General features: G+C 61.2%; 12 protein-coding genes. 6 read left to right on the top strand and 6 right to left on the bottom strand.

Annotated features, from left to right (window positions below; all coding sequences use genetic code 11):
• The 4 genes from purH to E1573_RS04840 form a co-directional block, all read left to right on the top strand.
• A partial coding sequence (gene purH, locus E1573_RS04855; RefSeq protein WP_133211159.1) for a bifunctional phosphoribosylaminoimidazolecarboxamide formyltransferase/IMP cyclohydrolase occupies positions 1 to 1,376 on the top strand: 1,376 nt, incomplete at its 5' end.
• A 113-nt stretch (positions 1,377 to 1,489) separates the two neighbouring features.
• Positions 1,490 to 2,785 carry a phosphoribosylamine--glycine ligase gene (purD, locus tag E1573_RS04850; RefSeq protein ID WP_133211157.1) on the top strand — a complete coding sequence of 432 codons (1,296 nt, stop codon included), beginning with the start codon at positions 1,490 to 1,492 and terminating at the stop codon, positions 2,783 to 2,785.
• A 135-nt stretch (positions 2,786 to 2,920) separates the two neighbouring features.
• Complete coding sequence (locus E1573_RS04845; protein ID WP_133211156.1) at positions 2,921 to 5,692, top strand: hybrid sensor histidine kinase/response regulator; 2,772 nt, start codon at positions 2,921 to 2,923, stop codon at positions 5,690 to 5,692.
• Between the two features lie 56 nt (positions 5,693 to 5,748).
• Positions 5,749 to 6,345, top strand: a complete 597-nt coding sequence (locus tag E1573_RS04840; protein ID WP_133211155.1) for a MarC family protein — start codon at positions 5,749 to 5,751, stop codon at positions 6,343 to 6,345.
• Between the two features lie 5 nt (positions 6,346 to 6,350).
• On the opposite strand, the gene E1573_RS04835 is transcribed toward E1573_RS04840, so the two are convergent.
• The 6 genes from E1573_RS04835 to cobG all read right to left on the bottom strand — a co-directional run bounded on the left by E1573_RS04835 (position 6,351) and on the right by cobG (position 12,314).
• Positions 6,351 to 7,049, bottom strand: a complete 699-nt coding sequence (locus E1573_RS04835; RefSeq protein ID WP_133211154.1) for a hypothetical protein — start codon at positions 7,047 to 7,049, stop codon at positions 6,351 to 6,353.
• A 63-nt stretch (positions 7,050 to 7,112) separates the two neighbouring features.
• A complete protein-coding gene (locus E1573_RS04830) occupies positions 7,113 to 7,820 on the bottom strand; it encodes a hypothetical protein (protein WP_133211153.1) in 708 nt (235 codons plus the stop codon).
• A 106-nt stretch (positions 7,821 to 7,926) separates the two neighbouring features.
• A complete protein-coding gene (gene cobJ / locus E1573_RS04825) occupies positions 7,927 to 9,627 on the bottom strand; it encodes a precorrin-3B C(17)-methyltransferase (protein WP_133211151.1) in 1,701 nt (566 codons plus the stop codon).
• Complete coding sequence (locus E1573_RS04820) at positions 9,627 to 10,358, bottom strand: precorrin-2 C(20)-methyltransferase (protein WP_133211161.1); 732 nt, start codon at positions 10,356 to 10,358, stop codon at positions 9,627 to 9,629. Before E1573_RS04820 ends, cobJ begins: the two co-directional genes overlap by 1 nt.
• Complete coding sequence (locus E1573_RS04815) at positions 10,358 to 10,984, bottom strand: precorrin-8X methylmutase (RefSeq protein WP_133211149.1); 627 nt, start codon at positions 10,982 to 10,984, stop codon at positions 10,358 to 10,360. The genes E1573_RS04820 and E1573_RS04815 overlap by 1 nt, the downstream gene beginning before the upstream one ends.
• Positions 10,977 to 12,314, bottom strand: a complete 1,338-nt coding sequence (gene cobG / locus E1573_RS04810; RefSeq protein WP_256659478.1) for a precorrin-3B synthase — start codon at positions 12,312 to 12,314, stop codon at positions 10,977 to 10,979. Before cobG ends, E1573_RS04815 begins: the two co-directional genes overlap by 8 nt.
• Before the next feature lie 117 nt (positions 12,315 to 12,431).
• Here cobG and cbiE point away from each other — a divergent pair, with 117 nt between their 5' ends.
• Together cbiE and cbiD are read left to right on the top strand one after the other, a co-directional pair.
• Positions 12,432 to 13,643 carry a precorrin-6y C5,15-methyltransferase (decarboxylating) subunit CbiE gene (gene cbiE, locus E1573_RS04805; protein ID WP_133211145.1) on the top strand — a complete coding sequence of 404 codons (1,212 nt, stop codon included), beginning with the start codon at positions 12,432 to 12,434 and terminating at the stop codon, positions 13,641 to 13,643.
• Positions 13,636 to 14,220, top strand: a 585-nt coding sequence (gene cbiD, locus E1573_RS04800; protein WP_133211143.1) for a cobalt-precorrin-5B (C(1))-methyltransferase CbiD, incomplete at its 3' end; no start/stop codon positions are given. The genes cbiE and cbiD, both read left to right, overlap by 8 nt.

Genomic DNA, 14,220 nt, shown 5'->3' with positions numbered 1-14,220 from the left:
TCCACGGTGGCATCCTGGGCCGTCGTGGCACCGATGACGCCATCATGGCCGAACACGGCATCAAGCCGATCGACCTGGTCGCCGTCAACCTGTACCCGTTCGAAGCCACCATCTCCAAGCCGGGCTGCGACCTGCCGACGGCCATCGAGAACATCGACATCGGCGGCCCGACCATGGTCCGTTCGGCAGCCAAGAACCACAAAGACGTCGCTATCGTGGTCAACGCCAGCGACTACGCTCAAGTGCTGGAAAACCTCAAGGCCGGTGGCCTGACCTACGCCCAGCGCTTCGACCTGATGCTCAAGGCGTTCGAACACACTGCCGCCTACGACGGCATGATCGCCAACTACATGGGCACCGTTAACCAGGCCAGCGAAACCCTGAGGACTGAAGGCCGCAGCGAATTCCCGCGCACCTTCAACAGCCAGTTCATCAAGGCTCAGGAAATGCGTTACGGCGAGAACCCGCACCAGAGCGCGGCGTTCTATGTCGAAGCCAAGCCTGCCGAAGCCGGCATCGCCACTGCCGTGCAGCTGCAAGGCAAGGAGCTGTCGTACAACAACGTGGCCGATACCGACGCCGCGCTGGAGTGCGTGAAGAGCTTCGTCAAACCGGCCTGCGTCATCGTCAAGCACGCCAACCCGTGCGGTGTGGCCGTAAGCCCGGACGCCGAAGGCGGCATCCGTCAGGCCTACGAATTGGCCTACGCCACCGACACCGAATCGGCCTTCGGCGGCATCATCGCCTTCAACCGCGAGCTGGATGCTGAAACCGCCAAAGCCATCGTCGAACGTCAGTTCGTCGAAGTGATCATCGCCCCGAGCGTCAGCGACGAAGCCCGCGCTGTGGTTGCAGCCAAAGCCAACGTGCGCCTGCTGGCCTGCGGCCAGTGGTCGCCTGAGCGTGCCGCTGCCTGGGACTACAAGCGTGTAACCGGTGGCCTGCTGGTACAGAGCCGCGACATCGGCATGATCAGCGCCGACGACCTCAAGGTGGTGACCAAGCGTGCACCGACCCAGCAGGAAATCGACGACCTGATCTTCGCCTGGAAAGTGGCCAAGTTCGTCAAATCCAACGCCATCGTCTACGCCAAAGGCCGTCAGACCATCGGTGTCGGCGCAGGCCAGATGAGCCGCGTGAACTCTGCACGTATCGCTGCAATCAAGGCCGAGCATGCTGGCCTGCAGGTACAGGGCGCGGTCATGGCTTCGGATGCGTTCTTCCCGTTCCGTGACGGCATCGATAACGCAGCTAAAGTGGGTATCACTGCAGTAATCCAGCCAGGCGGCTCGATGCGTGACGCCGAAGTGATTGCCGCTGCAGACGAAGCCGGTATCGCCATGGTGTTCACCGGCATGCGCCACTTCCGTCACTGATGGCTCGGTAGGAGCGGGCTTGCCCCGCGATGCGCTGCGACTGACAGATCGCAATCGCGGGGCAAGCCCGCTCCTACCAGCATTATCCGAATTAGCGTCATCGAGGTTTTGACATGAATGTTTTGATTATCGGTAGCGGCGGTCGTGAACACGCCCTGGCCTGGAAAGTCGCCCAAGACCCACGCGTCGAGAAAGTATTCGTCGCCCCGGGCAACGCCGGTACGGCCACCGAAGCCAAATGCGAGAACGTCGCTATCGACGTCACCGCTCTGGAGCAGTTGGCTGACTTCGCTGAAAAGAACGTTGCCCTGACCATCGTTGGCCCTGAAGGCCCGCTGGTAGCGGGTGTCGTCGACCTGTTCCGCAGCCGCGGCCTGGACTGCTTCGGCCCAACCAAAGGCGCAGCCCAGCTGGAAGGCTCCAAAGCCTTCACCAAAGATTTCCTGGCTCGGCATAAGATCCCGACCGCCGACTACCAGAACTTCACCGAAATCGAGCCGGCACTGGCTTACCTGCGCGAAAAAGGCGCACCGATCGTCATCAAGGCCGATGGCCTGGCGGCCGGTAAAGGTGTGATCGTGGCAATGACCCTCGGCGAAGCCGAAGATGCCGTGCGCGACATGCTGGCAGGCAACGCCTTTGGCGACGCCGGCTCTCGCGTGGTAATCGAGGAATTCCTCGACGGCGAAGAAGCCAGCTTCATCGTCATGGTCGATGGCCAGAACGTACTGCCGATGGCCACCAGCCAAGACCACAAGCGCGTGGGCGATGGCGATACCGGCCCGAACACTGGTGGTATGGGCGCCTACTCCCCGGCACCTGTGGTGACCGACGAAGTACACCAGCGCGTCATGGACCAGGTGATCTGGCCAACCGTGCGCGGCATGGCTGATGAAGGCAACGTCTACACAGGCTTCCTGTATGCCGGTTTGATGATCGACAAAGCAGGCAACCCGAAAGTCATCGAGTTCAACTGCCGCTTCGGCGACCCGGAAACCCAGCCAGTCATGCTGCGCCTGGAGTCCAGCCTGGTGCTGTTGATTGAGGCAGCCTTTGCCAAGGCCCTGGACAAGGTCGAAGCACAGTGGAATCCACAGCCAAGCCTGGGCGTCGTCCTGGCGGCTGGTGGTTACCCTGGCGATTACAGCAAAGGCGCCGCCATCCACGGCCTGGACGCAGCCGCCAAGCTGACCGGTAAAGTGTTCCATGCCGGTACGGCCCTGAAAGACGGCCAGGTTGTTGCCAGCGGCGGCCGCGTACTGTGCGCCACCGCCTTGGGCGAAACCGTTGAAGCGGCGCAACAACAGGCCTATCGCCTGGCCGCCGAAGTCAACTGGGAAGGCAGCTTCTACCGCAAGGACATCGGCTACCGCGCCATTGCCCGCGAACGTGGTGAACATCAGCAGTAACAAAGTCCCCGCAAGCAGTGACGCCACTGGCGTCCTGCTTACGGCCCGGCAGCGGGGCCCATCATGGGCCTTGCCATCGGCCGGGGGCGCCGCGCATAGTTATCACTCAGCACTTTGCTAAGAAAGGATCTCGTCGTGCGTTGGCTCAGGATCGCCATTGGCCTCACCGTCAGCCTGCTGACCCTACTCTGCCTGTTTCCGGCCACCGCCGAACACGGCAGTGGCTGGGCGGTTTTGCTCGACGAACAGGCCAACCTGCAGCTCAGCGATGTCCGCTCTGATCGCTACCGCAACCAATTCAGCCCCATCCAACTGAACCAACTCGATGCCGCGACGCCAGATCAGGCATTGTGGCTGCACTACCGCCTGGAACCCGGCCGGCATGAACAATTGCTGCGGGTCTTCGCGCCAGATCTCTCCCGCCTTGATCTCTACGCCCTCGACGGCGACCAACTGATCAGGCACATTCATAACGGTCGCCCAAACGAAAGCGGCGAGTCGACCGTCCGCAGCAGTGATCACCAACTGGCTTTGCCCAACAGCCCGCATACGCTGGATATCTACCTGCGGCTGGTGTCCGAGCATCAGTTGCGCCCCAGCATCACCCTGGAGTACGCCACTCAGGTAGCTGCCGATCAGCGCCAGACCCTGATGTTCGGCCTGCTGTTTGGGTGTCTGGTGATGCTGATGCTGCACAACTTCATCCGCTTTGCCTACTCGCGCTCAGGAACCAGCCTGAGCCTTGCGTTCTATCACGGCCTGATGCTGCTCAGCGCCTTGATTCTGCTGAACCTCAGCGGCCCGTGGTGGAGCCTCTGGCACTCGGCGCAAACGCCTGCGGCGTACCTCACCGCGCTGCTGGCAAGCCTTGCTGGCCTGACCTTCACCCTGCGGTTCTTCCGCCCGTGTGAACAACCACGCCTGAACCGTCTGCTACAGGCAGAGATGATCCTGATCGGGCTGTTTGGCCTGATTCTGCTGTTTGTCGACACGCTGCCGCTCAACCTGATGACCTACGCCCTGTTCGCCTTGGGCAGCCTGACCATGCTGCTGGTCTCCAGCTACTACTGGTACAAGGGCTATGAACCTGCGCGCCTGTTCGCGCTGTCGATGCTGGCCTTCAACATCGGCTGCCTGGTCATTCTCCCCGCGCTGCTGGGGCTGACCCGCACACCAACCCAGCTGTTGCTGTTCATTCTGCTGGGGCTTACCAGCTTCTGCGGTTTGCTGCTCAACCTATCGGTCAGCGAGCGCCTTCGCCGTATCAGCGAAGAGCGCTTCAGTGCCAGCTGCGAACTGGCTGCCAGCAACGCCGAAATCAACGCCAAGGCCGAATTCCTGGCCAAGATCAGCCACGAGATCCGCACGCCCATGAACGGCGTACTGGGCATGACCGAATTGCTGCTGGGCACACCATTGTCGGTTAAGCAACGCGACTATGTGCAGACCATCCACAGCGCCGGTAACGAGCTGCTCACGCTGATCAACGAAATCCTCGATATTTCCAAGCTCGAGTCCGGGCAGATCGAACTGGACGACGTGCAGTTCGACCTCAATGCTCTGATCGAAGACTGCCTGAGCATCTTCCGCGCCAAGGCCGAACAACAGAACATCGAGCTGATCAGCTTCACCCAGCCTCAGGTGCCGCGGGTCATCAGCGGCGACCCTACGCGCCTGCGTCAGGCCATGCTCAGCTTGCTGGAAAACGCCCTGAAAAAAACCGAGCAGGGCGAAATCCTGCTGGTGGTGGCGCTCGACCAACGCGGTAGCGCCCCACGCCTGCGCATTGCCGTGCAAGACAGTGGCGAGCCCATCTCCCCGAGCGAGCGCGAAGCACTGCTGCAGGCCGAGTTGCACAGTAAGCACTTCCTTTCCAGCAACAAGCTGGGCGGGCACCTGGGCCTGGTCATTGCCAAACAACTCATCAGCCTGATGCAGGGCGAATTTGGCATCAAGACCAGCCACGGCATCGGCAACACCTTGTGGATGACACTACCGCTGGACCCACAGTGTCTGGAGCAGCCACCAGCTGATCTCGACGGCCCACTGCGTGGCGCTCGGGTGCTGGTGGTGGACGACAACGACACCTGTCGCAAAGTCCTGGTGCAGCAGTGCAGCGCCTGGGGCATGAACGTCAGCGCCGTGCCTTCAGGTAAAGAAGCCCTGGCCTTGCTGCGTACCAAGGCGCACCTGCGTGATTACTTCGATGTGGTACTGCTCGACCAGAACATGCCTGGCATGACCGGCATGCAGCTGGCAGCCAAGGTCAAAGAAGACCCAAGCCTTAACCACGACATTCTGCTGATCATGCTCACGGGCATCAGTAACGCACCGAGCAAGGTCATCGCCCGCAACGCCGGGGTCAAACGCATCCTGGCCAAGCCAGTTGCCGGCTACACCCTCAAGACTACCCTGGCCGAAGAGTTGGCCCAGCGCAGCAAGGAGCAACCGCTCTCCCCTGCGCCCGTCAACCTCGCCACACCGCTGAACCTTCCGAGCGATTTCCGTATCCTGGTTGCCGAAGACAACAGCATCTCGACCAAAGTGATCCGCGGCATGCTTGGCAAACTCAGCCTTGAGCCCGACACCGCCAGCAACGGTGAAGAAGCCTTGAAGGCGATGAAGGCGCAGCATTACGACCTGGTGCTGATGGACTGCGAAATGCCGGTGCTCGATGGTTTCTCGGCTACCCAGCAATTCCGTGCCTGGGAAACCAGCAACCAGCGCAAGCGCACGCCAGTGGTAGCACTGACAGCGCACATTCTGGCTGAACATAAAGAGCGCGCACGGTTGGCCGGCATGGACGGTCATATGGCCAAACCGGTCGAGTTGTCACAGTTACGCGAGTTGATCGAATACTGGGTTGCCCAACGCGAGACAGAATCCTCTCAGGTGCCCACCCCGTAAAAGGCCAGACCCCTGATACACTTGCTGTTCGTCCACAGCCGTCGTGAGCCCCGACCATGCTCCATGAGTTATTCAGCGTCTACCTGAAAATGCTCGTGCTCTACAGCCCGTTCTTTGTGCTCTCATGCTTCATCAGCCTGACGCGCGGCCACTCCACCAAAGAGCGCAAACAGCTGGCCTGGCGGGTAGCCATCGCCGTGTTGATCGCCAGCGTACTGTTGTATCTGTTCGGGCGAACCATCTTCGGCATTTTTGGCATTACCACCGACGCATTTCGCATTGGCGCCGGTAGCGTGCTGTTCATATCTGCGCTGGGTATGGCGCAGGGCAAGTCAGCCGTCCAACCCGACAGCGTCCAGCAAGATGTGACAATCGTGCCGTTGACCATCCCCCTGACCGTCGGCCCCGGTACCATCGGTGCCCTGTTGGTGATGGGCATCAGCCAGCCGCACTGGGATGACAAACTGCTGGCCATCGTCAGTATCGCCCTGGCCAGTTTCACCGTAGGCCTGGTGTTGTTCCTCTCACACCGTATCGAACGAATTCTTGGTGAACAGGGCCTGCAAATTGTCAGCCGGCTGATGGGCTTGTTCGTCTGCGCACTGGCCGCACAGATCATCTTCAGCGGAATTAAGGGTTACTTGGAGTTGTAGTCTGCCTAGGGTGCGGCACATACAGGCACGACATACGTGGCCCGCAGTGTCTTTAGCCGCTCTTGCAGCGGCGTTCTAACGCCAGCAAAAACATCGGAGAACAGTTCGCCAGCAAAATGTCTGGTTACTTGATGTGTGATGGTTTCTCTCTTCAGTGTTTGCGTCAACCAATGTGCCTCGATGTGTTGGCTCGTCTCCAGAAACAGGCTACTGGAGAATACTCGGGGGCCTGGCATTACCACTCTGACCTCAAGCGCAATGCGGGTAATAGGATCACCACCTGCTGGCAGCAGTGGCCGCAATGACTCCAATGCTTCCGTGCTCAATACCTGCCACGCCGGATGCGAGGACGGCAATTCCTGAATCCTCTTGCGGATACTGTTCAACGCCGGCGCGACCTGCGCAGGTACTAGCGAAGCCAGCTCACTCCAAACAATGGCCAGCGGTGTGGAACCCACGGTTTCTTTCGATACCACGTGTTTTTCGGTACGCGTGCTGACAACCCACCCTAATGCCACATGCCGGTCCATATAGGTACCGTGCCACTGCTCGTTTTCATCCAGCAACAAAAACTCAGACGATGCATTCAACCAGGCAAACAGCTGGGCATCGAGCGCATCGCGTCGCTGGCACTCTTCAAGATCAGTGGACAACAGCAGCAGACAGTTTCCGGACAGAACTGCAGAAAAATTGTGCATGGACATGCAAAGTCCCCCTGAGCAGAGCCAAAGCGCCAGCAACCGCTGTTGCCGGCGCCAGGATGGATATTACGAGCGCTTTTTAGGCACGATCGACATGGTGAGCACGTCTTTCTTGCTCTTGTCAGCTACACGTTCGATGATCGAATCCTTGAGCTGCTCGTACAGGCTTTGATGGAAGGCCAGCGCGGCGGAACCGGTGTACATTTCCGATTGGCTGCTGGTGTATTCAAAAAGCAGATAGTTGTTGGTGCTTGGAGGAGCGTCTTCACTTTGCACGCAACCAACGCTTAACAAGACCTCGCCATCGGGATGCTGGACGCACACGGCCATGTTCAGCGATGTGCCTTCTTTGGCCGAATGAACTCTATCCATCAACGCGGTGGCGTCCGCGTTATCGGCCACGGTGTCTACGGCGCTGGAGGCAATTGCTGTCAGAGCCGCGGCTGCTGAGGTGGCGCCTGCGGTGGCGAAACCCAGGCCAACTTGCACCGCCTTGACCAGCAACTGGGCAACCGCGAAGCGTTCTGAGCTGGCGCTTTCTTTTTCATATTTGAATTTGATTGGCAACCAGCCGCACGTTTGCATCGTCTTCAGGTAGGTATGGAACCAATCCTGACCTTCGGTGGTGGGAAAGTACTCCGACGAGGCAACCAGCGAACTAAACAGATGGCTGTACTTGAGGGCGTCGCTGTTCGCTGGCGACAGCCCCACGAATACAAGCAGGTCGCCATTGTTTACTTGAACCTGCTTATCTGCGCTCTCAATGTCTTTCATGGGTGTTACTCCTTAATCAATGTGTTTGGGTGGCCTGCGGCAAGGCCACTCACACACATTGATCGGTCTAACACTCACGTGGCACCGAGAAAAATACCCCCTCGACTCAGGGTTTCTCGCCGTACCAGCGCGGCGTATACACCCACGGCTGTTGCCCAGAACGCTCAAAGGCCACGGTGGTAGACGACCCGACCAACACCATGGTGCGCATGTCTACGTCGTCCGGTGTCAGCGCCTGCAGCGGGAGTACGCGCATGGTCTGCCCCGGCCTACCCACATCTCGGCCAAGGACTACCGGCGTAGTCCCCGAGCGGTGCCGCCGGACGATCTCCAAGGCGCGCCCCAACTGCCACGGCCGAGAACGAGAGATCGGGTTGTAAAACGCCAACGCCAGATCGGCCTCACAGGCCAGGTCCAGGCGCTTCTCGATGATCGACCACGGTTTGAGGTTATCCGACAGCGACAGTACGCAGAAGTCATGCCCCAAAGGCGCACCGGCCTGAGCAGCGGTCGCCAGCGACGCAGAAACCCCGGGCAGAACATGCAGGTCAACCGCATGCCAGCGCGGATCACTGGACTCGTGCAGCGCTTCAAGTACCGCTGCGGCCATTGCAAACACACCTGGGTCACCGGAAGACACCACGACCACCGAGCGGCCTTGGGCAGCCAGTTCAAAGGCATGCCGAGCGCGCTGCATTTCTTCGCGGTTGTCGGTGCAATGTGCAACCTGATCAGCCCGAAGTGGGCCGGCCATGCGCACATAGGTTTCATAGCCAAGAATGTCGTTGGCCTGCGCCAGCTCAGCCTTGACGGCAGGCACCATGAACTCGGCTGCGCCCGGCCCCAGACCAATTACCGCCAGGCGACCTCGGGCACGGCCAATCTGCAATGGATCAATAGGCTGGCTCGACACCGCAATGGCCAACCCTTCACCCACCGCTTGCGCAGGCAGCAACTGCGGCAGCGTCTGAGCGGCCAGTGCGCTGGCGTTTGGCGTGTCGGCTGCAAAACGCAGCGGCACTCCCAGCTCCGCCGCCGCAGCATGCAGGGTCGGATCAGCCATCAACGCCTCGCTCGCCAACAGGCAGGCCAACGCAGGCTCGGCGATACGTGCTGACCTCAACGCCTCACGTACCACAACCGTCAGCTCGGGCTCGACAGCAGTGACTGCGACCATGACGCAACGCGGATAAATCACCAGCTCGTGGGCCGACACTTCGCGCGCATCACTGCCGACGTGAATGGTCAGTTGCGCCTGATCGCTCTGCGGCAGTTGCGCCTGAGCCAACCAGGGCGCCTCGCCATCAATCCGCACCGACTCGCCTGCGAGCAAATCACTGACAAAGCGTTTGCCCAGCTCCAGATCAGCCAGCGCATAACCGCTAGGCGGATTGAGCAGGCAGGTACCAAAGCGCAGCTCACCACTGGTGGTGATGGCCGCCGCCACGCCTAGGCCTGCGGCAATTTCCCGGGCCATGACATTGACCCCACCCAGACCACCCAACAGCGGCACCACAGCGCTACCATCTTCGGCCACGGCCAGCACCGGTGGTTCGACACCCTTTTCCAGCAGCAGGCTGGCTAGAGTACGGATGACAATACCGGCCGCGCACAAGGCAATGATCGGCGTGTCTTGCTGGTAGAGCTGGCGCAAGGTGGCACCGAACTCCTTGTAGCTGCAGTCCGCACCGTCGACCCGACCGTGCAGGCCATGGATCAAGGCGTCCGGATACAGTTGCTGGATCTTGCGGGCAGTGGCCAGGCTGCCGGTGCCAAGAATGACAATGGCCGGGGCTTTATGCGCCATCACCCTTGCCACCTTTCGCCCGGAACGATGATCAGCGAGAAGTACGGCGACGACTGCGGATCGACCTCATCCAGCGCTACGATTTTTTGGTTGGCCATGGTCGCACGCTCCACGTACAGGGCGCGCTCGGCCAAGCCGAGTTCGGCCAGTACCTCACGTACCTTGGGGAAGTTACGACCCAGCTTCATGATCACTGCTGCATCAGCATCGGCCAGGCGGCGCTTGAGTTCTTCGTGTGGCAACACACCGGAAAGCACCGACAGGCTCTGGTTGCGATAAACCAACGGCGCACCCAGCACCGATGCGCCACCGAGCATCGAGCAAACCCCTGGGATCACCTGGGCTTCGTAGCGATCGGCGAGCCGGTCGTGCAGGTACATGTAAGAGCCATAGAAGAACGGATCACCTTCGCAGATCACCGCCACATCCCGCCCGGCATCCAGATGGGCTGCCACTTCCAGGCTGGCTGCGTCGTAGAAGTCGCTGATCACCTGTTCATACGACAGCGGCGCAGGCAACACCTCGGTGGTCACCGGATACACCAACGGCAATAGCGTTTGCGCGTCTTGCAAATGCGCCTCGATGATGCCAAAGGCATTACCGCGCTTACCCTTGGCAACGAAATAGGCCACGACCGGCGCCTCGCGCAACAAGCGCAGAGCTTTGACGGTGATCAGCTCCGGATCACCAGGGCCCACACCCAGGCCCAGCAAACGTCCACGAGCCTGCATCATTCGACCTCCGTGGCCAGGGCATTGACCGCAGCCGCCGCCATCGCGCTGCCGCCCAAGCGCCCCTGCATGATCACGAAGGGCACACCGCGGCTGTCAGCAGCCAGCATCGCCTTGGATTCGGCAGCGCCAACAAAGCCCACCGGGAAGCCGAGAATCAGCGCTGGCTTCGGCGCACCGGCATCGAGCATTTCCAGCAGATAGAACAGCGCCGTCGGCGCGTTGCCGATCACTACCACGCTACCCTCCAGATAGGGGCGCCATAACTCCAGCGCCACTGCCGAACGGGTGTTGCCCAGCTCTTGTGCCAATGCGGGCACCTGTTCGTCGCGCAGCGTGCAGATCACCTGATTGTTCGCCGGCAGGCGTGCACGGGTAATGCCTTCGGAGACCATTCGCGCATCACACAGGATCGGCGCACCAGCCGCCAGGGCATCACGCCCGGCCTTACCGGCACCTGGCGAGAACTGCAGGCCATCGATCGCATCGACCATGCCGCAGGCGTGAATCACCCGAACCGCAAGCTTCTCCAGGTCGGCAGGAATTCGATCGAGCCGGGCTTCCTCTCGAATGATCGCGAAGGAATTGCGATAGATCTCCTGACCATCGCGGATGTAATCAATCATCAAGGGGGCTCCGTGAGCAGACGTCTAGCAATGCGCCTGCTTCTTTCAATGTGAGGTTGCGGGCGCGCAGCTGACCAAGTCCAGGCTGGGCTGCGTCACGCAGATACAAGTCGTAGTGCCCTGGGCTCTGAGCCATCAGGGTCACGGGGGCCACGTGGGCCATGGCACAGGAGCGCGAACATCCGCTCAGGTGCACGCTGGCCGGGTCGCCATGGCTAATTAATGCGGCCAGCTGGCGGGCATCGCCCTTGGTATCGGCCTGGGCCTTGGCGCAGCCGCTGGAACCGGTGCACGCCACCACGCGGGCGAGTGGCTCATCCGCAGCACAAAGCAGGCCCAGATGCGTCAAACCATCAATGACGGTAGCCACCCGCTCATCTGTGATGTTGGGTAGCAACAGGCTTTGCCAAGGGGTCATGCGCAGGCTGCCATCGCCCCACTGTCGGGCAAGCTGAGCAGCACCGCGCAACAGGCTCGGGCTCAAGCGCCCCAGCGGCGCAGCGCCGCCGACGGCGCTCAGGCCGGGCTGCCGTTGGCTGAAGCGCCCCAGGTAACCGCTGCCTGCCGTTGCCGCGCGGCGCCACTGTACAACGGCCGGGTCGCGACGGATCGTCAGGCCTAGCCCGTTAATAAAGTGATCGGGCGAATGCTCGGCCAGCAATTGGCGCATCCGCGTCTGCTCCGGCGTGGCCAGATCCAGAAAACGATTGAGCACCGCCAGCACCAACTCACGCCCCTGCGCCAAAGGTACTGCACCGACGGGGGAATCCGTTGCCGGGCAACCTGCCAAGCCAAACGCCAGGTACAGTTCACCGTCCAGTGGCAGCGCACTGAGCCACAGATCATGCGGGTGCTCAAGCATCGCCAAGGCTTCGCCGCCATCCACCTGCACTGCAAACTTGGCCGAGAGCTGATGCAAACGCGGAGTGGTTTCCAGCGCCTGCAACAGGTGTTGTGCCAGCGGGCGCGTGTCGAACAGCATCAGTGGATCAAAGCCTGCCAATGGGCTGAGCATCAGGTTTCTTACATCATCACCGGCAGCATCGCGCGGCCCCAGACCTGCAGCCAGCAGGCATTCGATCAACCCGGCCTGGTCACTGCCAATGCCACGAATCTGCAAATTGCCACGGTTCGTGACTTCAATCTCTCCAGCAGCAAAGCGCTCGGCAGCGGCGGCAACAGTGTCGGCCTGATCAGCCGTCAGTGCACCACCAGCAAGCTTGATCCGGCAGATTCCACCATCTTTGGCCTGAACGATGCGCAGCAACCCCGGACAGGCCGAGGGACGTAGCGAAGCGTGGGGTTGGTGGGCCGATACAGGCTGGTTCAAAAGGTCACCCGACAATCGTGAAAAAGCACTTCAGTGTAGAAGGCGCGGTATTATGCCTGCTTTGTCCGAAGGCATGAAAAGCCTGCCGGTCGGAATGCTGGGTATTGAGGAAAACACATGTCGCCCTGGCTGACAGTAATAGGTATCGGTGAAGATGGATTCAGCGGCCTGGGCAAGAATGCCCGGCGCGCACTGCTGGGCGCTTCACGGGTGTTTGGCAGCCAACGCCAGCTGGACCTGCTGCCGCGCTGCATCAGCGGCAAGCGCTTGTTGTGGCCCAGTCCTTTCTCGCTCAAGCCAGTGTTGGCCTTGCGTGGCGAGCCAGTGTGCGTGCTGGCCAGTGGTGATCCAATGTTCTTCGGCGTCGGTGCCAGCCTTGCGCGCCAGCTCGATGCACACGAGTTGAACGTGCTGCCGATGCCCTCCTCCTGTGCACTGGCAGCAGCCCGCCTGGGTTGGCCCTTGCAAGAGGTCACGACGCTGTCGGTAGTGGCCCGCCCGCTCGCCGCGCTCAATGCCCATCTGTACAGCGGTGTGCGTCTGCTGGTGTTGAGTAACGATGGCAGCAGCCCGGCGGCGATTGCCGCGCAGTTGTGTGAACGTGGATTCGGGCCAAGCCGCCTGCAGGTGTTCGAACACCTTGGCGGCAGCAGCGAACGCTGCCTTCAAGGCACTGCCGAGCACTGGCCGCACACAGATATCGCTGCGTTGAATCTGGTCGCCATCGAGTGCCTGGCGGCAGCCGACGCACCGCGCCTGTCGCCCCTGGCCGGCCTGCCAGACAGTGCCTTCAAGCATGACGGCCAACTGACCAAACGCGACGTACGTGCCATCACCCTGGCGCGCTTGGCTCCGCAACCGGGTGAGTTGTTGTGGGATGTCGGCGCTGGCAGCGGTTCTATCGGCATCGAGTGGATGCGTGCCCATCCCAGCTGCCGGGCACTGGCGATTGAGTCCGATGAAGGTCGTCAGGCGCTGATCGAGCACAACCGCGATGCCCTTGGCGTCCCCGGCCTGCAGTTGATCCGTGGCCGTGCACCGCAGGCACTGGAAGGGTTGGAGCGCCCGGACGCCATCTTCATCGGCGGCGGCGTCACCCGCGAAGGCGTACTGCAGCAATGCTGGGAACAACTGCGCCCAGGCGGTCGCCTGGTGGCCAACGCTGTAACCCTGCAAAGCGAACTGACACTGGTCCAATGGCGTGAGCAGCATGGCGGCGAACTGACCCGCATCCATATCGCCCAGGCCCAGCCACTGGGCGAGTTCGACACCTGGCGCCAGGCCTTGCCGATCACGCTGCTAGAAGCGACCAAGCCCGCCTATGCGTGACGAGACCCAGGAACACCCAGCCCCCCTGCGCAGCGGCCTGACTACCGGCAGTTGCGCCACCGCCACCAGCCTCGCGGCAGCCCGGCTGCTGCTGAGCGGTGAAGCCAGTGATGCTGTGCAGATCACCTTACCCAAAGGCAAACAGGTGCAAATGCGCCTGGAATTCTGCCGCCTGCATGAAGACGGCGCGCAAGCGGGCACCCTCAAAGATGCCGGTGACGACCCCGATGTCACCCATGGTGCCCTGCTCTACAGCGGCGTACGTTTGCAGGCCGAACCCGGCGTGCGCTTCGTTGCCGGTAAAGGCGTGGGCACCGTGACCCGCCCCGGCTTGGTCTTGGCGGTAGGTGAACCCGCTATCAACCCGGTGCCACGGCGGATGATGACCGAACACCTGCAACGCCTGGCCGAAGCGTGTGGCTATGGCGGTGGGTTCGAAGTCACAGTGAACGTGCAGGATGGTGAAAGCCTTGCACTGAAAACCATGAACCCACGCCTGGGCATTCTCGGCGGCTTATCGATTCTTGGCACCAGCGGTATCGTGCGGCCTTTCTCCTGCTCGGCCTACATTGCCTCG

Origin of the sequence: Pseudomonas sp. H9 (assembly GCF_004353925.1) — a bacterium.
Taxonomy (GTDB): Bacteria; Pseudomonadota; Gammaproteobacteria; order Pseudomonadales; family Pseudomonadaceae; genus Aquipseudomonas.
Note: the sequence above shows the minus strand (reverse complement) of the source record. Positions and strands in the feature narration are given on the sequence as shown.